Annotated in this window: 26 protein-coding genes and 1 riboswitch; of the genes, 17 read left to right on the forward strand and 9 right to left on the reverse strand. The window is 67.1% G+C overall.

Translation table 11 applies throughout. The annotated features are described in order from the left end of the window. The first annotated feature begins 136 nt into the window (after window positions 1-136). The 3 genes from H7J93_RS24540 to H7J93_RS24550 are packed head-to-tail and all read left to right on the forward strand — an operon-like array spanning window position 137 to window position 2,428. Entirely contained in the window at window positions 137-730 is a 594-nt protein-coding gene (locus tag H7J93_RS24540) for a peptide deformylase (RefSeq protein WP_267308892.1), read from the forward strand. After that, on the forward strand, window positions 730-1,617 hold the full coding sequence (locus H7J93_RS24545; RefSeq protein ID WP_267308893.1) for an N-acetylglutamate synthase, CG3035 family: 888 nt from the start codon (window positions 730-732) through the stop codon (window positions 1,615-1,617). Before H7J93_RS24540 ends, H7J93_RS24545 begins: the two co-directional genes overlap by 1 nt. A gap of 10 nt (window positions 1,618-1,627) precedes the next feature. Beyond that, window positions 1,628-2,428 (forward strand): exodeoxyribonuclease III, encoded by an 801-nt coding sequence (locus H7J93_RS24550; protein WP_267308894.1) that lies wholly within the window; start codon window positions 1,628-1,630, stop codon window positions 2,426-2,428. Window positions 2,429-2,443: 15 nt separating this feature from the next. On the opposite strand, the gene H7J93_RS24555 is transcribed toward H7J93_RS24550, so the two are convergent. Continuing rightward, on the reverse strand, window positions 2,444-4,207 hold the full coding sequence (locus H7J93_RS24555; RefSeq protein WP_267308895.1) for an MFS transporter: 1,764 nt from the start codon (window positions 4,205-4,207) through the stop codon (window positions 2,444-2,446). Window positions 4,208-4,321: 114 nt separating this feature from the next. Beyond that, window positions 4,322-4,432, forward strand: a riboswitch (TPP riboswitch). Here H7J93_RS24555 and thiC point away from each other — a divergent pair. From thiC to H7J93_RS24585, 6 genes are all read left to right on the forward strand, one after another. Then, the gene (gene thiC, locus H7J93_RS24560; RefSeq protein ID WP_308204956.1) at window positions 4,421-5,923 is read left to right on the forward strand and encodes a phosphomethylpyrimidine synthase ThiC; all 1,503 of its coding nucleotides are present in this window, start codon (window positions 4,421-4,423) and stop codon (window positions 5,921-5,923) included. Its footprint overlaps the riboswitch before it by 12 nt. Next, on the forward strand, window positions 5,920-6,756 hold the full coding sequence (gene thiD, locus H7J93_RS24565) for a bifunctional hydroxymethylpyrimidine kinase/phosphomethylpyrimidine kinase (protein ID WP_267308896.1): 837 nt from the start codon (window positions 5,920-5,922) through the stop codon (window positions 6,754-6,756). The genes thiC and thiD overlap by 4 nt, the downstream gene beginning before the upstream one ends. Beyond that, window positions 6,753-7,370, forward strand: coding sequence for an alpha/beta hydrolase family protein (locus tag H7J93_RS24570; protein WP_267308897.1), 618 nt, complete (start codon window positions 6,753-6,755; stop codon window positions 7,368-7,370). Before thiD ends, H7J93_RS24570 begins: the two co-directional genes overlap by 4 nt. Window positions 7,371-7,410: 40 nt before the next feature. Continuing rightward, window positions 7,411-8,097 carry a septum formation family protein gene (locus tag H7J93_RS24575; RefSeq protein WP_267308898.1) on the forward strand — a complete coding sequence of 229 codons (687 nt, stop codon included), beginning with the start codon at window positions 7,411-7,413 and terminating at the stop codon, window positions 8,095-8,097. Between the two features lie 56 nt (window positions 8,098-8,153). Beyond that, a complete protein-coding gene (locus tag H7J93_RS24580) occupies window positions 8,154-9,641 on the forward strand; it encodes a flavin-containing monooxygenase (RefSeq protein ID WP_267308899.1) in 1,488 nt (495 codons plus the stop codon). 18 nt (window positions 9,642-9,659) lie between these two features. Continuing rightward, window positions 9,660-9,926 (forward strand): DoxX-related protein, encoded by a 267-nt coding sequence (locus H7J93_RS24585; protein WP_083156813.1) that lies wholly within the window; start codon window positions 9,660-9,662, stop codon window positions 9,924-9,926. Here the strand turns inward: H7J93_RS24585 and H7J93_RS24590 are convergent. Then, complete coding sequence (locus H7J93_RS24590) at window positions 9,893-11,146, reverse strand: TetR/AcrR family transcriptional regulator (protein ID WP_267308900.1); 1,254 nt, start codon at window positions 11,144-11,146, stop codon at window positions 9,893-9,895. The genes H7J93_RS24585 and H7J93_RS24590 overlap by 34 nt on opposite strands. Before the next feature lie 103 nt (window positions 11,147-11,249). Between H7J93_RS24590 and H7J93_RS24595 the strand changes: the two genes are divergently transcribed. The 4 genes from H7J93_RS24595 to H7J93_RS24610 are packed head-to-tail and all read left to right on the forward strand — an operon-like array spanning window position 11,250 to window position 14,390. Beyond that, window positions 11,250-11,474 carry a hypothetical protein gene (locus H7J93_RS24595; protein ID WP_267308901.1) on the forward strand — a complete coding sequence of 75 codons (225 nt, stop codon included), beginning with the start codon at window positions 11,250-11,252 and terminating at the stop codon, window positions 11,472-11,474. A gap of 12 nt (window positions 11,475-11,486) precedes the next feature. Continuing rightward, entirely contained in the window at window positions 11,487-11,828 is a 342-nt protein-coding gene (locus tag H7J93_RS24600; protein ID WP_267308902.1) for a hypothetical protein, read from the forward strand. Between the two features lie 37 nt (window positions 11,829-11,865). After that, a complete protein-coding gene (locus H7J93_RS24605; RefSeq protein ID WP_267308903.1) occupies window positions 11,866-13,113 on the forward strand; it encodes an APC family permease in 1,248 nt (415 codons plus the stop codon). Continuing rightward, window positions 13,092-14,390, forward strand: a complete 1,299-nt coding sequence (locus H7J93_RS24610) for a uracil-xanthine permease family protein (protein ID WP_267308904.1) — start codon at window positions 13,092-13,094, stop codon at window positions 14,388-14,390. Before H7J93_RS24605 ends, H7J93_RS24610 begins: the two co-directional genes overlap by 22 nt. On the opposite strand, the gene H7J93_RS24615 is transcribed toward H7J93_RS24610, so the two are convergent. Genes H7J93_RS24615 through thiO form a run of 6 tightly spaced genes read right to left on the reverse strand, consistent with a single transcriptional unit; the run spans window position 14,344 to window position 20,140 of the window. After that, window positions 14,344-15,819, reverse strand: a complete 1,476-nt coding sequence (locus tag H7J93_RS24615) for a M28 family peptidase (RefSeq protein ID WP_267308905.1) — start codon at window positions 15,817-15,819, stop codon at window positions 14,344-14,346. The genes H7J93_RS24610 and H7J93_RS24615 overlap by 47 nt on opposite strands. Next, window positions 15,816-17,330, reverse strand: coding sequence for a M28 family metallopeptidase (locus H7J93_RS24620; protein ID WP_267308906.1), 1,515 nt, complete (start codon window positions 17,328-17,330; stop codon window positions 15,816-15,818). The genes H7J93_RS24615 and H7J93_RS24620 overlap by 4 nt, the downstream gene beginning before the upstream one ends. Before the next feature lie 11 nt (window positions 17,331-17,341). Next, window positions 17,342-18,127: an SGNH/GDSL hydrolase family protein gene (locus H7J93_RS24625; RefSeq protein ID WP_267308907.1), complete on the reverse strand. Its 786-nt coding sequence runs from the start codon at window positions 18,125-18,127 to the stop codon at window positions 17,342-17,344. Between the two features lie 6 nt (window positions 18,128-18,133). Then, entirely contained in the window at window positions 18,134-18,892 is a 759-nt protein-coding gene (locus H7J93_RS24630; protein WP_267308908.1) for a thiazole synthase, read from the reverse strand. After that, window positions 18,885-19,082, reverse strand: coding sequence for a sulfur carrier protein ThiS (thiS, locus tag H7J93_RS24635; protein WP_267308909.1), 198 nt, complete (start codon window positions 19,080-19,082; stop codon window positions 18,885-18,887). The genes H7J93_RS24630 and thiS overlap by 8 nt, the downstream gene beginning before the upstream one ends. Further along, a complete protein-coding gene (thiO, locus tag H7J93_RS24640; RefSeq protein WP_267308910.1) occupies window positions 19,079-20,140 on the reverse strand; it encodes a glycine oxidase ThiO in 1,062 nt (353 codons plus the stop codon). The genes thiS and thiO overlap by 4 nt, the downstream gene beginning before the upstream one ends. Window positions 20,141-20,243: 103 nt before the next feature. On the opposite strand from thiO, the gene thiE reads away from it, so the two are divergent. Next, window positions 20,244-20,915: a thiamine phosphate synthase gene (gene thiE / locus H7J93_RS24645; protein ID WP_267308911.1), complete on the forward strand. Its 672-nt coding sequence runs from the start codon at window positions 20,244-20,246 to the stop codon at window positions 20,913-20,915. Here the strand turns inward: thiE and H7J93_RS24650 are convergent. Next, window positions 20,899-21,405 (reverse strand): NUDIX hydrolase, encoded by a 507-nt coding sequence (locus H7J93_RS24650; protein ID WP_267308912.1) that lies wholly within the window; start codon window positions 21,403-21,405, stop codon window positions 20,899-20,901. The genes thiE and H7J93_RS24650 overlap by 17 nt on opposite strands. 124 nt (window positions 21,406-21,529) lie before the next feature. On the opposite strand from H7J93_RS24650, the gene glnX reads away from it, so the two are divergent. From glnX to H7J93_RS24665, 3 genes are read left to right on the forward strand one after another with little or no spacing between them, the layout of a single operon-like run. Beyond that, the gene (gene glnX / locus H7J93_RS24655) at window positions 21,530-22,849 is read left to right on the forward strand and encodes a protein kinase G-activating protein GlnX (RefSeq protein WP_267308913.1); all 1,320 of its coding nucleotides are present in this window, start codon (window positions 21,530-21,532) and stop codon (window positions 22,847-22,849) included. Next, complete coding sequence (locus H7J93_RS24660) at window positions 22,849-23,811, forward strand: glutamate ABC transporter substrate-binding protein (protein WP_267308914.1); 963 nt, start codon at window positions 22,849-22,851, stop codon at window positions 23,809-23,811. The genes glnX and H7J93_RS24660 overlap by 1 nt, the downstream gene beginning before the upstream one ends. Further along, on the forward strand, window positions 23,811-26,081 hold the full coding sequence (locus H7J93_RS24665) for a serine/threonine-protein kinase PknG (protein ID WP_267308915.1): 2,271 nt from the start codon (window positions 23,811-23,813) through the stop codon (window positions 26,079-26,081). The genes H7J93_RS24660 and H7J93_RS24665 overlap by 1 nt, the downstream gene beginning before the upstream one ends. The last annotated feature ends 2 nt before the right edge of the window (window positions 26,082-26,083 follow it).

Consider the following 26,083-nt stretch of genomic DNA (forward strand, 5'->3'; position numbering starts at 1 on the left):
TCGCTCCTGGACCCTTCCAAACACTCGAAATGACATCGCTGTGGTTCGGCGCTCATTCAACCACGGGTTAGCAACCTGAGGCGGCCGACATGCCCGCGAGTCGGGCGATAAGGATTGCCGACTTAAGCTGTTGCGCGTGGCAGTCGTACCGATTCGCATCGTAGGAGATCCCGTCTTGCACACCGCGACCGAGCCGATACCCGTCGGCGAGGACGGTTCGCTGCCTGCGGATCTCGCGGAATTGATCCAGGATATGTACGACACGATGGCCGCCGCCAACGGTGTTGGGCTGGCCGCGAACCAGATCGGTGTGTCCAAGCGAGTGTTCGTCTACGACTGTGCCGACGACCGCGGTAAGACGACGCGACGCAAGGGCGTCGTCATCAATCCGGTGCTGGAGACCTCCGAGATTCCCGAGACGATGCCCGACCCCGACAACGATGACGAGGGCTGCCTGTCGGTGCCCGGCGAATCGTTTCCGACCGGTAGGGCCGATTGGGCGCGGGTGACGGGTCTGGACGCCGATGGCACGCCCATCACGCTCGAGGGCACCGGACTGTTCGCGCGGATGCTGCAGCACGAGACCGGGCACCTCGACGGTTTCCTGTATCTGGATCGGCTGGTCGGCCGCCATGCCCGCAGCGCCAAGCGTGCGGTGAAGTCGCACGGCTGGGGCGTGCCGGGACTGTCGTGGACTCCCGGCGAGGATCCCGACCCCTTCGGTCACTGATGCAGATCCCGCCGGTGGGCACGCGGGTGATGATTCGTCACCGCCTGCCCGCCGGGTCGGTACCACCCATGACCGACGTCATCGGCCATCTCGAGCAGACCGGGCCGACGCTGCAGGTGCGCACCAAGCGCGGTGATGTGGTGGCGGTTCGCGTCGACGATGTGGTGGTGATCAAGGCGCTCACCGCCGCGCCGGTGCGCACCGGCGACATCCGCAACCTCGAGCATGCGGCCGCGATGGGATGGCCGGGTGTGGAGCAGCAGTGGGTGGGCGGCTGGCTCTGCCGGTTCGGACACGGCAGCACGCGGCGTGCCAATTCGGCTGTACCTCTGGACCCTTCGGCGCGCCAGGACATGGGCGCGATCGCCGACTGGTACACGGCGCGATCAGTACCGCCGCTTGTCAGCGCACCGGACCAGCTGTTCCGCATTCCGCCGGATGCCCCGGCCGACGCCGAGAACCTCGTCATGGCATGCGATGTCGGCCCGCGCGGCCCGTCCGATGGCGTCGTGCTGGCCTCACGACCGGACGACGGGTGGCTGCGGATCTATGAGCGCGACGTGCCCGTCGACGTGTTGACCGCCGTCGTCGACGGCGAGGTCGCCTTCGCGACGATCCCAGGCGCCGCGGTGGCACGCGCAGCCGTGACCGCCGCCCCCGACGGCACCCGCTGGCTGGGGTTGTCGGCGCTGAAGGTGAGCGAGGATCAGCGACGGCACGGTCACGCGCGGACCGTGTGCGCCGCACTGCTGAGTTGGGGCGCGGACCGCGGCGCTCAGCGGGCGTACACCCAGGTGCTGTCCGACAATTCCTCAGCGACCGCGCTTTTCGAGTCGATGGGGTTCATGCTGCACCACCGCTCGCGCTACGTGCGACTGCGTCCGTAGGCTTTCGACCATGCGGCTGGCCACATGGAACGTCAACTCGATCCGGGCACGAGTCGACCGCGTCGCGGACTGGCTTGAACGCGCCGACGTCGACGTGCTCGCGATGCAGGAGACCAAGTGCTCCGACGAGCAGTTCCCCACGATGCCCTTCCTGGCCGCCGGCTACGAGGTGGTGCACTGCGGGTTCAACCAGTGGAACGGCGTCGCGATCGCGTCCCGCGTCGGCATCGAGGACGTTGCGGTCGGCTTCGACAACCAACCGACGTGGAGCGACAAGCCGGAGATGGAAGCGGCAGCAGAAGCGCGGGCGCTCGGCGCGACGTGCAACGGGGTGCGCGTGTGGAGCCTGTACGTGCCGAACGGGCGATTCGTCGGCTCACCGCATTATGTCTACAAACTCCAATGGCTTGCCGCGCTGCGCGATACCGCACAGAGCTGGCTCACCGAAGACCCGTCGGCGCAACTCGCACTGGTCGGCGACTGGAACATCGCACCGACCGACGAGGACGTGTGGAGCGTCGAGGCCTACGAGGGCAGCACCCACGTCACCGAACCGGAGCGGGCGGCGTTCAACGCGATCCTCGACGCCCAATTCACGGATGTGGTAAGGCCTTTCACGCCCGGTCCGGCCGTCTACACGTACTGGGACTACACCCAGCTGCGGTTCCCCAAGAACCGGGGCATGCGGATCGACTTCATCCTCGGATCACCGGCGTTGGCGCAACGCGTGACGCACGCCGAGATCGTCCGCGAGGAACGCAAAGGCAAGGCGCCGAGCGATCACGCGCCGGTACTCGTCGAGCTGTCCTAGCGTCGCCCGAGGGATTCACGCCTCGATGTCGGCACCTGGTGCGTCGGCGTAACGGCCGGGGTTGAACATCGATGCGACGGCACCGATCAGCATCATCACCGCTGCGGCCACAAACACCACGGTCAACCCGGAATGGAACGGAGCGGTGATCAGCTGCGGGAAGAACGTCTGGCCGGTCAGCACATCGACGTTGACGCCCGGCGCCTGTAGTGCACCCGACGGGCCGAGCAGTTCGCCGATCGGGTTGTAGCCGAGGAACGCTGCGAACAGGCTGCCCACCGGTGGAAGGTTGGCGACCTCGTGCGCGACGTCGGCCGAAACCCCCTGCGCCTGAAGGCCGTCGCTCATCGCCGTCGGCAATGTACTTGCCAGGCCCACGATCATCAGCGAGAAGAAGATGCCGATCGACAGCGAGTTGCCGGCGTTGAAGAACGTCGACCGCACACCCGACGCGGCGCCACGTTGTTCGGCGGGAACGCTGGACATGATGGCCGCGGTGTTGGGCGCGGTGAAGATGCCGCCGCCGAGACCGTTCAGGAACACCAGCAGCGCGAAGATCCAGTAGTCGAAGTTCACCGGAATCATCAGTAGCGCTACGAATGTCACGGCCATCAGCAGCATGCCGCCGACGGTCAGCGGACGCGCACCGAACCGGTCGGACAGCCAACCGGCCGCGGGTGCGCCGATGAGGAAGCCGAATGTGGCGGGAAGCAGATAGATGCCCGCCCACAGCGGCGTCGACTCGAAGCTGTAGCCGTGCAACGGAAGCCAGATCCCCTGCAACCAGATGATCAACATGAACTGCAGGCCGCCGCGGCCCACCGAGGACATCAGACCGGCGAGATTGCCCATACCGAATGCCGTCGACCTGAAGAGCCGGATATCGACCATCGGCGATTCGACGCGCAGTTCGACGAAGCAGAACACGACCAGCATCAGCAAGCCGATCCCGATCGAGCCGAGCACCCACGGACTGGTCCAACCGGTGGTCGAGTCGCCGTAGGGCTGAATTCCGTACGTGATGCCGACCAGCAGCACCGTCAACCCGAGCCCGAACGTCACCACGCCTGCCCAGTCCAACCGGCCGGGGTTTCGGCTACCCAACTCGCGCAGGGAGCGGTAGCTCCAGATCGTGCCGACGATGCCGATCGGCACGCCGACCCAGAACACGGCCTGCCAGTGCCATTCGGAGAGGACGCCGCCGATCAGCAGGCCCAGGAACGACCCCGCGACCGCAGCGACCATGTTCACCCCCAGCGCCATCCCCCGCTGTTTGGCTGGGAACGCGTCGGTGAGGATCGCCGACGACGAGGCCATCAACATCGCGCCGCCGACACCCTGGACGACGCGCCAGGCGATCAGCCAGACCGCGCCGCCGCCCATGGCGAACGGGTCGAAGGACAGCGCGACGGCCGCCACGGTGAACACGACGAAGCCGAGGTTGTAGATGCGGACGCGGCCGAACATGTCGCCGAGCCGACCGAACGGGACGACGAGCACGGCCGTCACCACCAGGTAGCCCATGATCAGCCAGAGCAGGTAGCCGACGTTGCCGGGCGCGAGCGGGTTCAGGCCGATGCCGCGGAAGATCGCGGGAAGGGAGATCAGGACGATCGATGCGTTGATGGCCGCCAGCAGGATGCCCAGCGTGGTGTTCGACAGGACGACCCACTTGTAGAGCGGGTGGTCGCGATCCATCCGGGACCGGCGACGCGCGGTCTCGGCCGACGCGTCGGCCGCCGTTCCCGCGGAGTCGGGTGTCTGGATCTCAGTCGTCATCCGGTTCGCTTACCTATCGGCACAAAACACATATATTAGCTATACAAAGTGACTCGAGGCAATTCCCCTACGCGCGCCACTCCCGCGCCGGCTCGACCTGAGCTAGCGTGTCTAGCGTCCACACACGGGAGCGCGCACCCAGTGCGCTGAGAGGACGGGTGGGCCCGTCGACCGTACGAACCTGACCGGGTAATGCCGGCGTAGGGAGATGCCATGACGTCTGTTGTCGATCCATCCGTCACCACCGGCCCCATCGCGGGCAGCACGAAGATCTACCGGCGAATCGACGGGCTGGGGGTGCCCTTTCGCCGGGTGAAACTGTCCAACGGCGAGCACTTCGACCTGTACGACACCTCGGGACCGTATACCGATACCGATGCGGTCCTCGACCTACACAAGGGACTACCGCCCCGCGCGGGCGTCGTGAGTGATCGCGGCACCCAGCTGCAGCGTGCACGCAACGGCGAGATCACCACCGAGATGGCCTTCATCGCGGCGCGCGAGGGGTTCGCCCCCGAACAGGTCCGCGACGAGGTCGCCCGCGGCCGAGCGGTGATTCCGGCCAACCACAACCACCCCGAGTCCGAACCGATGATCATCGGTAAGGCGTTCGCCGTCAAAGTCAATGCCAATATCGGTAATTCGGCGGTCACCAGCTCGATCGCCGAGGAAGTCGACAAGATGGTCTGGGCTACCCGCTGGGGCGCCGACACCATCATGGACCTGTCCACCGGCAAGAACATCCACGAGACCCGAGAGTGGATCCTGCGCAACTCGCCGGTGCCCGTCGGGACCGTGCCCATCTATCAGGCGCTGGAAAAGGTCGACGGCGATCCGACCGCGCTGACGTGGGAGTGCTACCGCGACACCGTGATCGAGCAGTGCGAGCAGGGCGTCGACTACATGACCGTGCATGCAGGCGTGCTGCGCGCCCATGTCCCCCTGGCCGTCAACCGTGTGACGGGAATCGTGAGCCGGGGCGGCTCGATCATGGCGGCGTGGTGCCAGGCGCACCGCCAGGAGTCGTTCCTCTACACCCATTTCGACGAGCTGTGCGAAATCCTGCAACGCTACGACGTCACGTTCAGCCTTGGTGACGGGCTGCGGCCGGGTTCGATCGCGGACGCCAACGACGCCGCCCAGTTCGCCGAACTACGCACCCTCGGGGAACTCACCAAGGTCGCGAAATCCCATGGCGTGCAGGTGATGATCGAGGGTCCCGGTCACGTTCCGATGCACAAGATCGTCGAGAACGTGCGTCTGGAAGAGGAGCTGTGCGAGGAGGCGCCCTTCTATACGCTGGGCCCGCTGACCACCGACATCGCCCCAGCCTACGACCACATCACCTCGGCCATCGGTGCGGCGATCATCGCCCAGGCCGGTACTGCCATGCTGTGTTACGTGACACCGAAGGAACACCTCGGACTGCCCAATCGCAGGGACGTCAAGGACGGGGTGATCGCGTACAAGATCGCCGCCCACGCCGCCGACCTGGCCAAGGGGCATCCCCGCGCACAGGAACGCGACGACGCCCTGTCCCGCGCCCGCTTCGAATTCCGTTGGCACGACCAGTTCGCCCTGTCGCTCGACCCCGACACCGCACGCGAGTTCCACGACGAGACCCTGCCCGCCGAACCGGCGAAGTCCGCGCACTTCTGCTCGATGTGCGGGCCGAAGTTCTGCTCCATGCGCATCACCCAGGATCTGCTCACATGACGTTTCTTCCGCTGACACCGCCGCGCCAGACCCCGCTCCGGGTCATGACCATCGCCGGATCCGACTCCGGCGGCGGTGCGGGCATTCAGGCCGACATGCGCACTTTCGCCATGCTGGGTATGCACGGACTGGTCGCCGTCACAGCGGTGACCGTGCAGAACTCCATGGGGGTCAAGGGATTTCATGAGATTCCCCTGGATGTCATCGCCGGTCAGATCGAGGCGGTGGCCTCCGACATCGGCGTCCAGGCGGCCAAGACCGGCATGCTGGCCTCCTCCGCGATCATCGAGACCGTCGCCGACACCTGGCGATCGCAGGGCCTCGCAGGCACGGTGCCGTTCGTCGTCGATCCGGTGTGCGCGTCGATGCACGGCGATCCCCTGCTGCACCCGAGCGCGCTGAATTCCCTGAAGAGCCAACTGTTCCCGCTGGCCACCTTGGTGACACCGAATCTGGACGAAGTGCGGCTGATCACCGGTATCGACGTCGTCGACTACGACACGCAACGCGAAGCGGCGCGCGCCCTGCACGCGCTCGGCCCGCAGTGGGTGCTCGTCAAGGGCGGTCATCTACGGGCGTCGTCCCAGAGTCCCGACCTGCTGTTCGATGGCACGGACTTCCTGGAGTTCGACGCCGCACGCATCGACACCCCGCACGACCACGGTGCGGGCGACACGCTGGGCGCGGCGGTCGCCAGCGCGCTCGCCCACGGGTACACGGTGCCCGACGCGGTCGCGTTCGGGAAACAGTGGGTGACCGAATGCCTGCGCGCCGCCTATCCGCTGGGACAGGGCCACGGCCCGGTGTCGGCACTCTTCAGGTTGGGCGAATGACCCTCGAGCAGATTGCGGGCATCGCCCACGAGCCGGCGGGCAAGGCGACGGGCGTCGTGGTGCTGACCCACGGCGCGGGCGGCAGTCGCGAATCGCCTCTGCTCGTGAAAATCTGCGACGAATGGGCCTCGCGGGGCTGGCTGGCGATTCGGTACAACCTGCCGTATCGGCGGCGACGGCCGAAGGGACCGCCGTCCGGGTCGGCGGCGTCCGATCAGGCGGGCATCGTCGAGGCCATCGAGCTGGCCCACACCCTGACGGCAGGACCGGTCATCGCGGGCGGACACTCCTACGGTGGTCGCATGACGTCGATGGTGGTCGCCGAGGAAGCGGCGAAAGTCGATGCCCTGACCCTGTTTTCGTATCCATTGCATCCACCCGGAAAGCCGGAGCGAGCGCGCACCGAGCACCTGCCCCGCATCGCCGTGCCCACCGTCTTCACCCACGGCACCGCCGACCCGTTCGGGTCGATCGAGGAACTTCGCAACGCCGCCACACTCATCCCCGTCGCCACCGAGATCGTCGAGATCACCGGCGCACGACATGATCTCGGCTCGAAGACGCTCGACGTGCCGACACTCGCGGTCGACGCCGCACTACGCGTGCTTGGCTGATCGGTGGTCATCAATCTATGAATGAAGCTACTGTCACGGGATGACCACGCCGCCGGGCAATCCCCCGCCATATGGCCAGCAGCCACCGTACGGCGGGCAGCCTCCCTACGGGCAGCAGCCGTACGGCGAGCAGCCGCCCAATCCCTATCCCGCACCTCCGCCCGCGGCCTCCTATCCGCCGCCTCCGCCGCCCCCACCCCCGCCGGGTGCCTATCCGCCCCCACCACCGCAGCCGTATTCGCAGCAGCCGCAGGGCTATTTCCCGCCGCCGCCGAAGTCGAACTCCAACAAGGCCGGGCTCATCGTCCTCGGCATCGTCGTGGGGCTGCTCGTGCTCGGGGTCGGCGGCGGCATCCTGATCTACCTCCTCGTCGGTAAGGGCACCGTCACCGCGACGGACGTCAAGATGGGCGACTGTCTGTCTGAAATCCCGGCCGACACCCGGGTGCTGACCGTGAAGACGATCGAGTGCTCCGAACCGCACGCGGGCGAAGTCTTCGCGGTACTGCAGATGACCGGCGACAAGTTCCCCGGCCAGTCGGCCATCGACAAATACGCCGACAAGTGCAGCCCGGAGCTCGCGAGCTACTCGCCCGAGGCGATGACAGACGATTCCGTGCAGCTATACGTGCTCTACCCCACCGCGGAGACATGGGAGCAGGGCGACCGGGCTGTGACTTGCATCGCAACGCTCGACCCACCGCGCTCGGGAACACTCAAGCGCTGACGCGAACCACGGAAGGCCTCCCGGTACCTAACTGGTACCTGAGGTACCGTCTGATCATGGGTTCGGAGCAGTTCGACGCCGTCATCGTAGGCGCCGGTTTCGGGGGGATCGGCGCTGCCATCCAGCTCAAAAGGTTGGGCATGGAGAACTTCGTCATCCTCGACCGCGAGGACGACCTGGGCGGGACCTGGCATGTCAACCGCTACCCCGGCCTGGCCGTCGATGTCCCGACCACCACCTACTCCTACTTCTTCGAGCCGAACCCCAACTGGTCGCGCTTGTTCTCCACGGGTGCGGAAATCAAGCAGTACGCCGACGACGTGGCCGACAAGTACGACGTCCGCTCGCACATGCGGTTCAACACCACTGTCGAGAGCGCGCGGTGGGATGAAGAGGCCAAGATGTGGCAGGTCGCAGTGGGCGGCGGCGAGACGCTGAGCACCCGCTACCTGATCACCGCCACCGGCTTCCTTTCGCAGCCCCACACCCCGGACATCCCGGGTATCACCGGGTTCGAGGGCAAGGTGATCCACACCACCGCCTGGGACGACAGCTACGACCTGACCGGTAAGCGGATCGCAATCATCGGCACCGGTGCAACCGCAGTGCAGCTCATCCCCGAGCTGGCAAAGAAGGCCGCCGACCTGACCGTGTACCAGCGGACCGCGATCTGGGTGGTGCCCAAGCTCGACTTCGGGTTCTCCGAACGCACCAAGCGGTTGTTCGCACGGGCTCCGTTGACACAGAGGGCAATTCGAGCCATCACCGACGCGGTATACGAGTTCTTCAACTATGTCGTGCTCCATCACCGCCAGCTACTCTTCCGCAGGCTCAACATCAGCGCCTCGGATCTGGCCAAGCTGCACCGGTTCCTGTCGGTCCGCGACCCCGAGTTGCGTGCAAAGCTCACGCCGAACTACGACTTCGGCTGCAAGCGCCCCACGTTCTCGAACAACTACTACCGCATCTTCACCAAACCGCATGTCCACCTTCAGGACAGCGGGATCGAACGCATCGAGCCTGACGCGATCATCGCCAACAATGGCACCAGAACCCCCATCGACACCTTGGTGCTCGCCACCGGTTTCGACCTGTGGGAAGCAAACTTCCCCGCCATCGAGATCATCGGCCGGGAGGGTCGCAACCTCGGAAAGTGGTGGCGCGACACCAGGTTCCAGGCATATCAGGGCGTCTCCGTGCCGTACTTCCCCAATTACCTGAGCCTGGCCAGCCCCTATGCGTTCCTCGGATTGAACTTCTTCAACACGATGGAATACCAGATGCGGCACATGGATCGGCTGTTCGGTGAGATGAAGAGGCGCGGTGCGACGACGTTCGAAATCACCGAGGACGCCAACACGCGTTACCTCGACCGGATGACGGAGCGGGTCGGCGACTCGGTGTTCGCCATCGGCAATTGCGCGACGTCGAGGTCGTACTACTTCAACCCCAGCGGTGAGGCCACCCTGCTGCGTCCGATGTCCACCCGCACGGCCATCAAGGAAGCCTCCGAGTACCCTCTTAGCGATTACGAGATCTCCTGACCGAGAGGAACATCAGCTGTGCCGAAGCAGAATTCGCGGGTCGTCAAGCTGGTCGGCCTCGGTCTCGCCGGTGTCGGGTTGTCGCATTTCGTGAAGCCGCAGCTGTTCGAGTCGATCACCGTGTCGGCGTTCCCCCGCGACACCCGTCAGCACATCTACATCAACGGCGGTATCGAAACCGCGATCGGCCTCGGGCTGGCCGCGCCGAAGACCCGCAAGTTGGCGGCTCTCGGCACCGTCGGATACCTGGCCTATTTGGCGGGGAACGTCGCGCGTAACCGGTAGCGGCCCAACAGCGTCAGGTCGAGCAGCCGCCTGACCGTCGCAACGCTCTGCGCCGACCGCTGATACTGCATCAGTCGGCCGAGATCGATCACCAGTGACATCGAGGCGTGGACGGCGAACCGCGCCTGTCCCGGCGTCCACTCCTGGCGCACGGCCGTCACGAGCTCGACCCACGCCTCGACGGTGGCGCGCTGCATGTTGCGCAGGATCTTCTGATCCGACACGGCCATGTTGAGCCGCTCGCTGTAGTAGACGTAGTCCAGCTCCGGCTGGTCGAACGACCGCGCCACGTACGCATCGATGATCGCGGTCAGCGCCTCCACCGGCTCGTCGATCGTGGCGGTGATGGCCGCCGTGTCCGCCGAGAGGCGATCGGCCGCCCTCCTGAAAACGGCGGCAAGGATGTCGCTCTTGCCGGAGAAGTAGCGATAGATCCCCGACGCCGGCATCCCAACCGCTGCCGCGATGTCTTCCATGCCGGTGTCCCGATAGCCCTTGAGGTTGAACAGCCGCAAAGACTCGTCCAACAGCGCTTCATATCGCGACGGCTCCACCGCCGGCGTCAGCTGCGCCTCGACGGTGCCCTCGTCGTCATCGATATCCGGCAGCTCGGCGCTCAGGACCGTGTTGGTCAGGTCGGCCAGCAACGCCCGAACCTGGATGGCAGGCAGCTTGGCCCGGTGATCGACGATGCTGCCCACCACCGAAAGGGCCGCGGTGGAAAGCGTCCAGCGCTGCCGCGGCGTCAGCTCCGGACGGATCGCGCACAGCGGTCGCTGGATTCGACGGTGCACGGTGCGCATCTGCGAGAACAGGGAGGCCTGATCGTCGCCGCGCAGATACCTGGCCTCCCACCGATACAGCCCACCTGAATCTCGATTGGCCATCGCGGTGTCGATGAGCGCGGTGATCAGCTGCTGCAGGACCAGATGTGGGTCGTGCAAAGGATGCTCGCCGTCAACTTCGTCGGCGAATTCCGTGCTGTCGACCAGCTGCTGACCGAGGCTGAGCACCGCGTCCCGGAAGAGTTCGTACTTTCCGGTGTAGTGCCGGTACAGCGCGGCCGCCGAGATGCCCACCCGGGACGCGATAGCCTCCATGCTGACACCGTGAAAGCCCAGCGTGCTGAACGCCTCGGCCGACGCCCGCGCGATCTGGTCCTTGCGGTCCTTCGGGCGGCGCCGAACCTCATCGCCACTCGCGGACCGGGGGCGCGCCATGGCGATCACGATAACGGATGCTGGGCACGCATAGTCGCCCAACTAACGTCAAAACCCAGGCCCAGGCTATTGCAGCAAAGAGAATGAGCATTAACATAAAGACATGCTCGGCCTACTGCGGAAGCTCTTGAGCTTCCAGGTGACGGTCGGCGAACTGATCACAGTGGCCCTGGTCCTGGGCACGCCGTATCTGATCGTCGGCGCCATCTGGTCGAGCACGCACACCGCGCACCTGCAGCGCATGGCCGGCGTCGACCTGGTCGTCTCGTATCTCGGGGCAATCGTGTCGTGGCCGGTGCTGCTCTTCGCGGACGTATGCATGACATGACGGGGGAACACAGTGCAAAAGCGTCACCACCGCCTTGCCTATACGGGCATCGCGGCCGCCAGCGTATTGGCCGTCGGACTTCTGGCGTTGAACTTTCCGGTCTTCATCGACGCGTTTGACCAGTGGGGTTGGCAGATCAAATGCGGGACGGGCTATATCACCGACCTGACCCAGGCCGCGGCGAGCGCCGGTGACGCGAACTACGTCGAGCAGTGCGAAACGGCGCTGTTGATGCGCCGCTTGTGGACCATCCCGCTCGTCGTGATCGGCGCCGTGGTGGTCATCGTGGTCTCGGTGGCGTCCGCGACGGCGTCGGCCCGCGAAACCTTGTCGGCGTACCGCGAGACCGCCTGACACACCTGCGCGGACGCGCTGGCCTAGCATCGGCTCGGTGAGCGCGCCCGGCGGACCGCAGCTACACCGGCGGCTCGGCACATTCGATGCCGTGACCATCGGCCTCGGCTCGATGCTCGGCGCAGGTATCTTCGTCGCGCTTGCGCCTGCCGCCGCGGCCGCAGGCGCCGGATTGCTCATCGGCCTGGGTATCGCCGCCGTCGTCGCGTACTGCAACGCCACCTCCTCGGCCCGACTGGCCGCCCGATACCCCGAGTCCGGCGGCACCTACGTGTACGGCAGGGAACGTCTCGGCGAGTTCTGGGGCTACACCGCGGGATGGAGCTTCGTCGTCGGTAAGACCGCGTCGTGCGGCGCGATGGCGCTGACCGTCGGCTACTATGTATGGCCGGCCTGGGCGCACGCCGTCGCGGTCGCGGCGGTGGTGGCGCTGACGGCGTTGAACTACACCGGCATTCAGAAGTCGGCGCTGCTGACGCGGGCCATCGTCGTGGTGGTCCTTGCGGTGCTCGCCGCGGTGGTGGTCGTCATCCTCGGGTTCGGGGATGCCGACGTCACCCGCATCTGGTCCGGCTCCGACATCTCGGCGATGGGCGTGCTGCAGGCCGCCGGACTGCTGTTCTTTGCATTCGCCGGTTACGCCCGCATCGCCACCCTTGGCGAGGAGGTCCGCGATCCCGCGCGCACGATCCCGCACGCCATCCCGATCGCGTTGACCATCGCGCTGCTGGTCTACGGAATCGTCGCCGTCGCGGTGCTGGCCGAATTGGGCAGTGCCACACTGGCATCCACGCCGGCTCCGCTCGCCGACGCGGTGGCGGCGGCCGGCTTCCCGACCCTGGAACCGATGGTGCGCGCAGGTGCTGCAGTGGCAGCGTTGGGGGCATTGCTGGCGCTGATCCTGGGGGTGTCACGTACGACGCTGGCGATGGCGCGCGACCGCCACCTACCGCACGCCCTGGCCGCAGTGCACCCGCGGTTCGGTAGCCCGCACCGCGCCGAGGTGGCCGTCGGCATCGTGGTGGCGGTGGTGGCGGCACTCGTCGACGTCCGCGCGGCAATCGGTTTCTCGTCGTTCGCGGTGCTGCTGTACTACGCGATCGCGAACGCATCGGCATGGAATCTCGGTGCTCTCGGTGCGCGAATCGTCCCGGGCGTCGGCCTGGCGGGCTGCCTGCTGCTGGCGTTCACGCTGCCGCTGCCCGCGGTGATCGTCGGCTCTGGTGTGGTCGTCGCGGGCGCCGTTGCCTACGGTCTTAGGTCATGGCGATCACCCCGTCGTTGAAATGGACGAGAGTCGAGGCCCGTGCCGACGACGACTTCGTCGTCGCACCTGACGAACGGCTGGACTGGTTCCGCACCATCGGCATCGGCGCGCAACACGTCGTGGCGATGTTCGGTGCCACCTTCCTGGTGCCGGTGCTCACCGGCTTCCCGCCCGCCACCACCCTGCTGTTCTCGGGTGTGGGCACGGTGTTGTTCCTGCTGATCACCGGCAACCGGCTGCCCAGCTATCTGGGCTCGAGCTTCTCGGTGATCGCACCGGTCACCGCGGCCGTCGCGTCGAACGGCACCGGCAGCGCATTGGGCGGCCTGGTGGCCGTCGGTCTCACGCTGATCGTCATCGGCGCGGTCGTGCATCTGGTCGGCACCCACTGGATCGACGTGACGTTGCCGCCGGTGGTCACCGGCGCGATCGTCGCCCTGATCGGGTTCAACCTCGCACCCGCGGCGAAGTCGAACTTCGAGAAGGGTCCACTCGTGGGCATCGTCACCCTGGTGATCCTGGTGGCGACGCTGGCGTTCTTCCGCGGCATCATCGGCAGGCTGGCGATCTTCCTCGCCGTGGTCGCCGGTTACGTGCTGGCGCTGATCCTCGGCGAAGTCGACACCTCCGGCATCGCCGCGGCGCCGTGGCTCGGCCTGCCCGAGTTCCAGACCCCGACGTTCACGTTGGCGGTGCTGCCCATGTTCCTGCCCGCCGTCATCGCGCTGGTCGCCGAGAACATCGGGCATGTGAAGTCGGTCGGCCAGATGACCGACACGGACGTCGATCCGGTGATGGGCCGTGCGCTGGCCGCCGACGGGGTGGCCACGACACTCGCGGGGTTCGGCGGCGGTTCGGCGACCACTACGTACGCCGAGAACATCGGGGTCATGGCGGCCACCCGCGTCTATTCGACGGCCGCGTACTGGGTGGCCGCGGCGGTCGCCATCCTGCTGTCGCTGTGCCCGAAGGTGGGCGCCGTTATCTCGGCCATCCCCGCAGGCGTGCTCGGCGGGGCGACCGTCGTGCTCTACGGGCTGGTCGGCATCCTCGGTGTGCGGATCTGGCTGACCAATCGAGTGGACTTCGCCAAGCCCCTGAACCAGATGACCGCAGCGATCCCGTTGATCATCGGTATCGCCGACTTCACCTGGCATGCAGGCAATCTGACGTTCACCGGCATCGCGCTGGGATCGATCGCCGCGCTGGTCGTCTACCACGGCATGCGGTTGTTGGGCCTGCGGCCGGCTAGGGAGCGCTCCGATGCCGCTGATCCCACGCCGGAACACCGTTGACGCCGTCAACCGATTGCGCATAGGTGCCCACCGCGAACGCCGCCGCCGACCCCATGACCGCGAGTGCGTCCCGGTCTATGTTGTCGATCGTGTCGCGCGGCGTGCGGTAGTTGGGGTCGTAGGGCAAACCGGCCCGGCCACCCCAAAGACGTGCCTGCACCTCGGTTTTCAGCTGTGCCCCTCCGGTGGTCAGTCCTCCGACAGGAACGCCGACGGACAGGAAGGGGTAGTAGTCGGTGTAGCGGGTCAGCGGCATATCGGCGGGCCGCACCCCTGCGGAGTTCAGGTATGCCGCCAGCGTCCGTTCGATTCCTGCCGAGCCGTCGGGTACGGACTGCACCGGGATCTCGGGATTGGGCTGGGCCGACTGATCGCCGTCGTAGGTGAAGTACCCGGCGTTCGGCGAGCCGATCATGTCGAGATTGAGATAGAGCGCGATCTCGTCGAGTTGCCCGCCCTGCAGTCCGCGGATGTACTTCGTGGGCCCCTGAAGCGAGTTCTCCTCCGATCCCCACAGGGCGAATCGCACAGCGTTGCGGATCTGCGGTGACGAACCGAGCGCCACCGCGGTCTCCAGCACCGCCGCGACCCCGGAGCCGTCGTCGTTGATGCCGGGGCTGACAGCCGAACTGTCGAGGTGCGCGCCGACCATCACCACGTTGCGGGTATCACCGGACTTCGTTTGCGCCAACACATTTCGCGTCTTCTTCATCACCGGCTTGCGGTCGAGTACCAGCTTGACCGGCGCGGTGGTGCGGCGCAGCGCCGCGTTGGCGTCGGTGCCGATCACGCCGACGGGGATGGTGAGCTTCTGGTAGTAACCGGGCGTGAAGAGACCCGCGGGGCTGCCGGCGCCTGGCTGCGGCGCACTCACGACGAGCAGGCCCACGGCGCCCTTGTCGACGGCGGCGTTCTGCTTGTCGACGATCGAGCAGCCCGTGTCGTCGACGACGGCGATCGCACCTTTCATCGACACCGTCCCGTAGTCGGCGGAACGGCAGCCTGCCGCCGTCTTCTGCGGTCGAAGCGTCACCGCGTTGAGTCCGCCGCGCGGCGTCGTGATGAGCAGGGACGCCTGGTCCACCTTGTGGTTCCGGCCGCCGATCGTGAGTTGGGGGTTTCCACCCTCCGTACGGTCGAGCACCTCGAACTCCGGAGTCTGGACGTCAAAACCCTTGTCCTGCAGGATTCGTGTGACGTAGTCGATGCTGGCGTCGTATCCGGGGGTGCCGTTGGCCCTGGTGCCGTCGTTGGCGTCGGCGATCTTCTGCAGTTCCTGCAGGTGCCCGTACATGCCGTCGATGCCGACCTTGCTCGCGAGGTCGGCTGCCAGATCCGTTGGTGGACCTGCGGATTCCGAAGACGAGCAGGACGTCAGCACCGCAATGGCCGCGCCGACCGCCCCCCACTTCGTCAGGCGGCGAATCATGATTCGATGACGTGGCGCGTGCGGTCCTCGCGGATCGGCACGCCGTTGCGGCCGCGCTGATCCTGCGCGTAGAGCGCGACGGCGTATGCCGCACCGCGACCGTTGATCTCGAGCGCGGTCTGGTTGACGTTGTCGATCGTGTCGGAGGCCTTGTGGTAGTTGGGGTCGAACGGCTCGCCCGCCTTGCCGCCCCACCGCTCGGCCTGTTCGACGGTCATCTTCTCCTCGGCGCCGGTGAAGAGACCGCCCGCTGCGACTCCCGCCAGCGTGAAGCTGCTGAAGTCCGAACGCCCTTCGAATTGGACGTCCTCGGGGTCCTTGCCCGCCCGCTTGAGAAAGGCCACCAGCGTCCGCTCGATGCCCGCCGACCCTTCGGGTATGCGCGGCGCCTCCATCTCCGGGTCGGGTGCCTCGGATTGATCGCCGTCGATGGTGAAGTACCCGGGGTTGGGCGAGGCGATCATGTCGAAGTTGAGATAGAGCGCGAGATCTTTGAGCTCCTCGACGTCCAGGGACGCCACGTAGTCGTTCGATCCGAGCAGTCCTAGCTCCTCGGCGCCCCAGAACCCGAACCGCACCGCGTATTTCACATCGGGTGTGGGCCCCAACTGCAGCGCCGTCTCCAACACCGCCGCCACCCCTGAGCCGTTGTCGTTGATTCCCGGGCCTTCCGCGACGCTGTCGAGGTGCGCACCGGTCATCACGACGTCGGACGTGGATCCCGTCTTGGTCTGGGCGATCACGTTCCGGGTGCGTTCGACGCGCACGCCCGCGTTGAGCTTGATGGTGGTCGGCCCCGGCTCGGCACGCAGCCGCTCACCGGAGTCCTTCGTGACGGCAATGACGGGGATCTTCACATCGGTGTCCTCCCCGAGCGTGCCCCCCGCCTGATCGCCGTCGACGTTGTTGGCGACGATCAACGCGACCGCGCCGCGTGCTGCGGCCGCTTCCTGTTTGTCGCTGAACGGGCACTTCCCACGGTCGACCAGCACGACCGCACCCTTGACCGGCAGGCCGTCGTAGTCGGACACCGTGCAGCCCGGCGAGTCCTCGACGCGGGCGGGCACCAGCTCACCCGAAACGCCGTTCGGTCCGGTGCCGATGGTGTACTCCAGCGGAAAAGCGTCGACTTTGGCGCCGCCCACCGTCAGCGCCGGGTCGTCGGAATACGGCAGGCGCACTTCGAACTCGGGGGTCTGCACGTCGAAACCCTTGTCGCGCAGAGTGTTCGCCACGTAGTCGACGCTCGCGTCGTAGCCGGGTGTACCGAGAGCCCGGTTACCTCCGTGCTCGTCGGCGATCTGTTGCAGCTTGGTGATGTGCACCATCATCGCGTCCCTGGTCACCGCCTGGGACACCTTCTCCGCGAAGGCCGTCGCGGCAGGGCTGGGCCCCGCGGGGGTCGCCGGTGACTCGGTCGGCACCGGGCGCATTTCGCGTCCGCACCCGGCCAACACCATGGCGGCGGTCAGTAACAGCGCGGCCACCCTCGACAACGTTTTTCGACACATCGCCCACCACGTTAGCCCGAGCCGGCGCCGTCACGCCCGGACACCTGCGCGACAACCAGATCGGCAACCATCCGCATGCCGACCGCATTGGGGTGTAGTGGAGCGGGCCGCCCGGGCAGCGGCAGACCGAACCGGGTCGTCCACGGTTCGGCCGACCACGCATGGTGGGCTTCGCTGCGCTCGGCGGCACGGACCAGCTCACAGCCGGTGTCCGCGGCGGCCTCGGCCGTGGCCCGTGCCAGCTCGCTGGCGACGTGCCGCCCCGTCGCGGCGTCGGAGTCGGACAGCGGCGGCGCGGGCACGCCTGGCGGGGGCAGCAGGGTCAGGTAGTCGACGAACAGGACCCGGGCCGCGGGTGCACCGGTGCGCAGGGCGCGTCCGACATCTCGCAGCGACTCCGCGACGTCGGCCAGCGCACGATCGATCGTGGCGGTGTCGAGCATGCCGGCGAGGCGGCCGCCCAGCAGCGGCACGGCGCGCAGGAATCGCGGCACCCCCGCCGCGAACAGCAACGGCACATAGCCGACGTCGTTACCGCCGATGGTCACGGTGACCAGGTCCTCGGTTCCGTCGAGCGCCTCGACCTGCGGCGGGGCGCCCGGCTGCGGCTCCGACAGGATGTTGGCGGTGGTGGCCCCGGAGTACGTCACGTCGACGAGCTCGAGCCCCAACCGCTCGGCCACCAGGTGCGGGTAGTTGCGCGCCGACCGGCCGGCAAAGAACGGCGCACCGTCCGCGCGCGGCCTGATACCCGGTCCCGCAGCCATCGAACTACCGAGCGCCACATACCTTTTCATGAGTCGCTACAGGGAGGGACTGGAGGCTTGCGCCCAGAACCGCTTCGGAATCCGGCCCGCCCGCCGCGCCAGGTAGCCGGCGGTGACGGCGGAGGCCATCGCCGCAGCCATCGTCGACGGGTCGGCGGCTCGGGTGACCGCTGTCGCGAGAAGCACTGCGTCGCAGCCCAACTCCATCGCCAGCGTCGCATCGCTGGCCGTGCCGATGCCCGCGTCGAGTATCACTGGCACCGATGCATGGTCGACGATCATCTCGATGTTGTGCGGGTTGGCGATGCCCAGCCCGGTTCCGATCGGCGAGCCCAGCGGCATCACGGCCGCACATCCGGTGTCCTCGAGCCGACGCGCGAGCACCGGGTCGTCATTGGTGTACGGCAGCACGACGAACCCGTCGTCGACCAACTGCTCTGCGGCTCTGATCAGTTCGACGGCGTCCGGCAGCAGTGTGCGTTCGTCGGCGATGACTTCCAGCTTGACCCAATCGGTTTGCAGCGCCTCGCGTGCGAGCTGCGCGGTCAGCACCGCTTCGGCCGCGCCGCGGCAGCCTGCGGTGTTCGGCAGGGGGGTGATGCCGAGGCGGTTCAGCAGATCCAGCACACCGGTGCCGCCCTCGCTGTCGACGCGGCGCATCGCGACGGTGGTCAGCTCGGTGCCCGACGCCACCAGCGCCTCCTCGAGCACCGTGAGATTGGCCGCGCCGCCGGTGCCGAGGATCAGGCGCGAGCCGAACTCGCGGCCTGCGATCGTGAGCTTCGTGTCAACCACCCTGCACCGCCGTCACCACCTCGACCCGCGCGCCCTCGGCGAGCGTCGTCTCCCACTCCGACTTGGGTAGCACCGACCAGTCCACGGCGACCGCGATGCCCTTCTCCGGAAACCCCAGCCTGTCCAACAGCGCGGCGACGGTCGTCTTTTCGTCGATCTCTACCGCTTCGTCGTTCACGGTGACTTTCATCGCGCTCCCACCAGATCAGCTTCAGCCAACGGCACCCCGTTGAGCTCACCAACGATCGCCTCGGCTGTCCACGGCGCCAACAGGAATCCGTTGCGCCCGTGCCCACCCGCGACGAGTGTGCGCTCGTCGAGTCGGCCGACGACGGGCAGACCGTCGGGGGTCATCGGGCGCAGCCCCGCCGCGCATTCGGCGAACTCGTATTCACCCAGCGCGGGCATCACGGTGCAGGCGTCGTCGAGCAGCTCGCGTACGCCGGTGACGGCCGGCGCGGTGTCTCGACCGTGCTCGTACTGCGTGGCACCGACGACCACGCCGTCGTGGCGCGGCACCAGGTACACCTGACGGCCATGTACGCGGGCGCGAATCACGCGCTGCGGTATGGGCATACATCCCCGGCGCCAACGCAGCCGGAGCACCTCGCCCTTGACCGGGCGGATCGGCAGTCCTGGCCACAGCGACGGCGCATCGATGCCGTTGGCGATCACCACGACGTCGGCGCGGACCTGGGTCAGCTTGCCGACCGGAGGCGCCCAACCGACCCCGAGGCGTTCGCACTCCGAGACAAGAGCGTCGACGAGCATCCGATTGTCCACCGCCAGTTCGGTTTCAGCGCGGAAGCCGTGCCGAATGCCCTGCGCGAGCAGTGGTTCGATCTCGCGCGCGGCCGTGGTGAGCGCCACGGGGTGGCCCTGCGCGGCCAGCCATTCCCCGACGGTCTTCAGGTCGGCGGCGTCGGCCCTGTCGACGGCGACAACCAGCGATTCGCGTGCGGTGACGATCGCCTCGGGAAGACCATCGAGGAAAGAGCCCGGCCCGACCTGATTCCACATGGCCAGCGATGCCAGACCCAATCGCAGCAGTCGTTCCTCACCGGGCCAGCCCTCACTGTGCGGGGCGAGCATGCCGCCCGCCACCCACGATGCGCCGTTCTCGTCGCTGCGGTGCACATGCACGGTCCACCCGTCGAGCGCCGCCCGGCGGGCCACCGACAGACCGATGACGCCGCCGCCGATGACTGCGACCGATCCCTTCACCGTTACCCCTCCCTTCGCCGGCATGACCCGGATCAGGTGCGACGGTAAGGGCAGGGCGTGCCCACTCTCAGTCCCCGGTCCCGGGACTCCCGTGTCAGTCCATCACGGTAGTCGCTAGCGTCGCGGTGTGCACAAACCCCGTGAACGCCTCGCGACCGCATCGCTCTACCTGTGCACCGATGCGCGGCGCGAGCGCGGTGACCTCGCCGAGTTCGCCGAGGCGGCGCTGGCCGGCGGCGTCGACATCATTCAATTGCGCGACAAGGGTTCGCCGGGCGAGCAGCAGTACGGGCCGCTCGAGGCGCGCGAAGAACTCGAGGCGCTGACCGTTCTCGTCGATGCCGCCCGCCGCCACGACGCGCTGTTGGCGGTGAACGACAGGGCGGACATCGCGCTGGCCGCGGGCGCCGACGTGCTGCACCTCGGCCAGGACGACCTGCCGCTGACGATCGCGCGCCGAATCATCGGTTCAGGCCCGGTGATCGGCCGGTCCACCCACGACAAAGCCCAGGTCGCCACGGCGATCAGCGAGGATGTCGACTACTTCTGTGTGGGGCCATGCTGGCCCACGCCCACCAAACCCGGCCGGTCGGCGCCCGGCCTCGACCTCGTACGCACGGCGGCGCAGTCCGGAACGGAGAAGCCCTGGTTCGCCATCGGCGGGATCGACGCGGCGCGGCTGCCCGAGGTGATCGCGGCAGGGGCGCGGCGGGTCGTCGTGGTGCGCGCGATCACCGCCGCCGACGACCCGCAAGCGGCGGCGCGGTTGTTGAAGGACGAGCTCAGAGCCGCTTGTTGACCAGCAGCGGGATTGCCGCGGATTCCGTCCGCAACCGCGCCCAGCTGGCGGCGAAGCCGGGGTGCAACGGCAGATCGGCGACCTCGTCCTCGGCAACCCAGCGCAGTTCGGCGCTCTCCCGATTCGGGATGGTCTCCAGCTGTTCAGGGGCGTCGGCGATTACCGTCGTATAACTCCAGTACGCGTTGTCCTTGCCGAAGACCTCTTTGGTGACCACCTTGGTACGCACCGTCAGCTGATCCTCAGCCAGCCCGGCTTCCTCCCGGGCCTCCCTGATGGCGGCCTCCTCGACCGTCTCGTGGCTGTCCCTCGCGCCGCCGGGCAGACCCCACGTCCCGCCCTGGTGACTCCACGCCGCGCGGTGTTGTAACAGCACGGCCGCCGAGCCGTCGTGGTGCGGGGCACGCAGCAGCAGACCGGCCGCGCCGTGTTTACCCCAGAACCACGCGCCGGTGTCGGAGACCACCCAACCGTCGCCATCCCCGCGCACGCGTCAAGAATACGGACGCGCGTCTTCGATGAAGCTCTTAGGATTTTTTTATAGAGTGGAAAGCGGTCAGGAACGATAGCCAGAAGAGCATCAGCCGGATAGAAAAAATGGAGTCCGCGCACTTGTGACTGTGGAGCTGGCGCACCCGTCGACCGAGCCGCTCGCGTCGCGGTCGCCCACAACACCAGCGCACCCACGCTGGTGGTTCCTCTGGACCACCCCCGGCCGGATCCTGAGCATCGGTGTCGTCCTTTCCGCCCTCGTGATCGCGAGCGCGTTTGCCACCTCCACGACGATCAACGACCGGCAAGAGGCGCTGACGACCGTTCTCAACCACACCGAGCCGCTGGCGTTCGCCGCCGGACAGCTCTACACCACGCTGTCGGTCGCCGATGCCGCGGCGGCGACGGCGTTCATCGCCGGTGCCGAACCCCAGGATGTCCGGCAGCGCTACGAGCAGGCGATCACCGATGCCTCGGTGGCCGTCACCCGGGCCTCGAGCGGACTCACCGACGAGCAACTGGTTCAGCTACTCGGCCGCGTCAACGCCGAACTCTCGGTGTACACGGGGCTGGTCGAGACGGCGCGCACGAACAACCGGGCCGGAAATCCGGTCGGCTCCTCATACCTGTCCGAGGCGTCGGCGTTGATGCAGACCCGGATCCTGCCCGAGGCGCAGCGGCTCTACGAGGAGACGTCGGCACGGGTGGATAAGGAGACCACCGCCTCGACACGGATTCCGGGGCCGGTGATCCTCATCGTGCTCGCCACGCTGTTGTTCGGCCTCTTCGCCAACCGGTGGCTGGCCCGGCGGACTCGGCGGCGGATCAACATCGGGTTCATCGCGGGTGGCCTTGCGGTGCTGATCATGTTGGTGTGGGTGGGCACCGCGCTGATCATCTCGACGGCGGACAGTCGCAACGCGAAAGACACTGCGGCCGAATCCCTCAAGACCGTCACCAACCTCGCGATCACCGCACAGCAGGCCCGCGCCGACGAGACGCTGTCGCTGATTCGCCGGGGTGACGAGGACGTGCGTAAGCAGTCGTACTACCAGCGCATCGACGTGATGCAGCAGCAGCTTTCGGACTACCTCGCCCGCGACGACGTCATCGACAAGACCGACCTGGCCGACGCCGAACAACTGCTCAAGCGGTGGCGCGCGGCCGACGACCGGATCAACGCCTACATCGCGGTCGGCAACTACCAGGCCGCGACCCAGGTGGCGCTCGGCACCGGCGAGGACGACTCGACGCCCGCGTTCAACAAACTCGATGACGCGCTCGGCAAGGGCATCGAAGAAAGCCGCAGCCAGCTGCGCAGCGACATACTCAACGCCCACCGGGTGCTCTCCGGCGCTACCGTCGGTACGGCGGTGCTGTCCGTCGTTGCCGCGTTGGCGGTGGCGTTGGGACTGTGGCCCAGACTGAGTGAGTACCGGTGATGACGAAGAAGCTCGTTGCCATCGTCGCCGCGGCGGCGGTGGTGGCGGGTTGTGCGCAGGCGTCGTCGGTGGCTCAGCTGCCCGGCGTCACGCTGGCGCCGCCCACACCGGCGGGTATGGAGGAGATGCCGCCCGAGCCGGTGCGCGTGCCCGCCACGGCAACCGACGAGTGCGATCGCACCGCCAGCCTGCGGCCGTTCAGCAATCGGGCCGACGCCGACGCCGCCGTGGAGAACATCCGCAGCCGCGGACGGCTGATCGTCGGACTCGACATCGGCAGCAACCTGTTCTCCTTCCGCGATCCGATCACGGGTGAGATCACAGGATTCGACGTCGATATCGCCGGCGAGATCGCACGCGATATCTTCGGCACCCCGTCACAGGTCGAGTACCGCATCCTGTCGTCGGCCGACCGGATCGCCGGGCTGCAGAACAACCACGTGGACGTCGTCGTCAAGACCATGACGATCACGTGCGAACGCAAGAAGCTGGTCAACTTCTCCACGGTGTACTTCAACGCCAACCAGCGGATCCTGGCGCCGCGAGATTCGACGATCTCGGAGCCGTCGGACCTGTCCGGTAAACGGGTGTGCGTCGCGAAGGGCACCACGTCGATGCGGCGGATCCAGGAGATCACTCCGCCACCGCTCATCGTCGGCGTCGTCGCATGGGCCGACTGCCTGGTGGCTGTGCAGCAGCGCCAGGCCGACGCGGTGAGCACCGACGATTCCATTCTCGCCGGCCTGGTGGCCCAGGATCCGTACCTGCACATCGTCGGGCCCAGCCTCAACGAGGAACCGTACGGCATCGGCATCAACCTGCAGAACACCGGCCTGGTGCGCTTCGTCAACGGGACGCTCGAACGCATCCGGCGCGACGGCACGTGGAACACGTTGTACCGCAAGTGGTTAACGGTGCTCGGACCTGCGCCGGCGCCACCAGTGGCGAGGTACTCGGGCTGATGGCCGAACCGCAGTCTGAGGAATTCGACGAGGCCGGACCTGGCACCCAACCGGCCACCCTCGACGACATGGAGGACAGCGCCGCCACGCTGCGTCCGATGGCGACGCAAGCGGTCTTCCGCCCGCATTTCGACGACGACTCCGAAGGGATGTCCGTCGGCACGGGCGACACCGAACCCCATGACCACACGACCGCGACGCGAGCGCTGTCGCGGACGCGCCGCCTCGGCGGCGGCCTCGTGGAGATCCCCCGCGTGCAGGCGAAGGATCCGCTCGAAGCGTTGATGAGCAATCCGGTGGTCGCCGAGTCGAAGCGGTTCTGCTGGAACTGTGGCCGCCCCGTCGGCCGCTCCACCGAGGACGGTGAGGCGCTGTCCGAGGGCTGGTGCCCCCACTGCGGAAGCGCGTATTCCTTTCTGCCGCAACTGAGTCCGGGAGACCGCGTAGCCGACCAGTACGAGATCAAGGGGTGCATCGCCCACGGCGGACTCGGCTGGGTGTACCTGGCACTCGACCACAACGTGAACGAACGGCCGGTTGTGCTCAAGGGTTTGGTGCACTCCGGCGATGCCGAGGCTCAGAAGATCGCGATGCTGGAGCGGCGGTTCCTCGCCGAGGTCACCCATCCCGGCATCGTGAAGATCTACAACTTCGTCGAGCACGAGGACAAACACGGCAACCCCGTCGGCTACATCGTGATGGAGTACGTCGGCGGCACATCGCTCAAGCAGGCCAAGGGCGAGAAGGTGCCAGTGGCCCAGGCCATCGGCTACATGCTCGAAATCCTGCCCGCCCTCGGTTATCTGCACTCGCTCGGGTTGGCGTACAACGACCTGAAGCCCGAGAACATCATGATCACCGAGGAGCAGCTCAAGCTGATCGACCTCGGCGCGGTGTCCACCATCAACTCGTTCGGATATCTCTACGGCACCCCCGGCTACCAGGCTCCGGAGATCGTGCGCACCGGGCCGACGGTCGCGACCGACATCTACACCGTCGGACGCACCCTGGCCGCGCTGACGCTGAACCTGCGCACGCGGAAGGGCCGATACGTCGACGGCCTGCCCGAGGACGATCCGGTGCTGGCGGAGTACGACTCGTATGCCCGGCTGCTGCGTCGCGCGATCGATCCGGATCCGCGCAGGAGATTCGCCAGTGCGGAGGAGATGACAGGTCAGCTGCTCGGTGTCCTGCGCGAAGTCGTCGCCCGCGACACCGGGGTGCCCAGGCCCGGCCTCTCGACGGCGTTCTCCCCCTCGCGTTCGACGTTCGGCGTGGATCTCCTGCTGGCGCACACCGACGTTTACCTCGACGGACAGGTGCACTCGGAGCGGCTGACCGCGCAGGAGATCGTGAAGGCGCTGCCGGTGCCGCTGCTCGATCCGACCGATGTCGGCGCGACGGTGTTGTCGGCCACCGTGCTGTCCCAGCCCGTGCAGACGCTTGACTCGTTGCGCGCCGTCCGGCACGGGGCGCTCGACACGGAGGGCATCGACCTGTCGGAGTCGATCGACCTGCCACTGATGGAGGTGCGCGCGCTGCTCGACCTCGGCGATGTCGCCAAGGCCACCCGCAAGCTCGACGATCTGGCGGAGCGCGTCGGATGGCGCTGGCGGTTGGTGTGGTTCCGCGCCGTGGCTGCACTGCTGACCGCCGACTACGATTCCGCCACAAAGTATTTCACCGAGGTGCTGGACACCCTGCCGGGTGAGCTGGCACCCAAACTCGCGCTGGCCGCCACCGCCGAACTGGCGGGCGCCGACGTCGATGACGGTCCGCAGCGCAAGTTCTACGACACCGTCTGGTCCACCGACAACGGCGTCATCTCGGCAGGGTTCGGATTGGCACGTTCGGAGTCGGCGGCAGGAGATCGTGACGCCGCCGTGCGGACCCTCGACCAGGTGCCCGTCATGTCGCGCCACTTCACCACAGCGCGACTGACCAGCGCTGTGACCTTGCTGTCCGGGCGATCGACGAACGAGATCACCGAGCAGCACATCCGCGACGCGGCCCGTCGCGTCGAGGCATTGCCCGATACCGAGCCCCGGGTGCTACAGATCCGGGCGCTGGTGCTCGGCACCGCGATGGACTGGCTGGCCGACAACACGGCCAGCACGAACCACATCCTCGGCTTCCCGTTCACCGAACACGGACTACAGCTCGGCGTCGAATCGTCCCTACGCGCCCTCGCGCGCGTCGCGCCCACCCAGGCCCACCGCTATGCACTGGTCGATCTGGCCAACAGCGTGCGCCCGACATCCACATTCTGATT

It is taken from the genome of Mycobacterium barrassiae (assembly GCF_025822765.1).
Classification (GTDB): Bacteria; Actinomycetota; Actinomycetes; order Mycobacteriales; family Mycobacteriaceae; genus Mycobacterium; species Mycobacterium barrassiae.

Coding starts and splice junctions, on each gene's coding strand:
- H7J93_RS24545 (WP_267308893.1), top strand. CDS start 730: ATGCAGATCCCGCCGGTGGGCACGCGGGTGATGATTCGTCACCGCCTG.
- H7J93_RS24550 (WP_267308894.1), top strand. CDS start 1,628: ATGCGGCTGGCCACATGGAACGTCAACTCGATCCGGGCACGAGTCGAC.
- H7J93_RS24555 (WP_267308895.1), bottom strand. CDS start 4,207: ATGACGACTGAGATCCAGACACCCGACTCCGCGGGAACGGCGGCCGAC.
- thiC (WP_308204956.1), top strand. CDS start 4,421: ATGACGTCTGTTGTCGATCCATCCGTCACCACCGGCCCCATCGCGGGC.
- thiD (WP_267308896.1), top strand. CDS start 5,920: ATGACGTTTCTTCCGCTGACACCGCCGCGCCAGACCCCGCTCCGGGTC.
- H7J93_RS24570 (WP_267308897.1), top strand. CDS start 6,753: ATGACCCTCGAGCAGATTGCGGGCATCGCCCACGAGCCGGCGGGCAAG.
- H7J93_RS24575 (WP_267308898.1), top strand. CDS start 7,411: ATGACCACGCCGCCGGGCAATCCCCCGCCATATGGCCAGCAGCCACCG.
- H7J93_RS24580 (WP_267308899.1), top strand. CDS start 8,154: ATGGGTTCGGAGCAGTTCGACGCCGTCATCGTAGGCGCCGGTTTCGGG.
- H7J93_RS24590 (WP_267308900.1), bottom strand. CDS start 11,146: ATGGCGCGCCCCCGGTCCGCGAGTGGCGATGAGGTTCGGCGCCGCCCG.
- H7J93_RS24595 (WP_267308901.1), top strand. CDS start 11,250: ATGCTCGGCCTACTGCGGAAGCTCTTGAGCTTCCAGGTGACGGTCGGC.
- H7J93_RS24610 (WP_267308904.1), top strand. CDS start 13,092: ATGGCGATCACCCCGTCGTTGAAATGGACGAGAGTCGAGGCCCGTGCC.
- H7J93_RS24615 (WP_267308905.1), bottom strand. CDS start 15,819: ATGATTCGCCGCCTGACGAAGTGGGGGGCGGTCGGCGCGGCCATTGCG.
- H7J93_RS24620 (WP_267308906.1), bottom strand. CDS start 17,330: ATGTGTCGAAAAACGTTGTCGAGGGTGGCCGCGCTGTTACTGACCGCC.
- H7J93_RS24625 (WP_267308907.1), bottom strand. CDS start 18,127: ATGAAAAGGTATGTGGCGCTCGGTAGTTCGATGGCTGCGGGACCGGGT.
- thiS (WP_267308909.1), bottom strand. CDS start 19,082: ATGAAAGTCACCGTGAACGACGAAGCGGTAGAGATCGACGAAAAGACG.
- thiO (WP_267308910.1), bottom strand. CDS start 20,140: ATGCCGGCGAAGGGAGGGGTAACGGTGAAGGGATCGGTCGCAGTCATC.
- H7J93_RS24660 (WP_267308914.1), top strand. CDS start 22,849: ATGACGAAGAAGCTCGTTGCCATCGTCGCCGCGGCGGCGGTGGTGGCG.
- H7J93_RS24665 (WP_267308915.1), top strand. CDS start 23,811: ATGGCCGAACCGCAGTCTGAGGAATTCGACGAGGCCGGACCTGGCACC.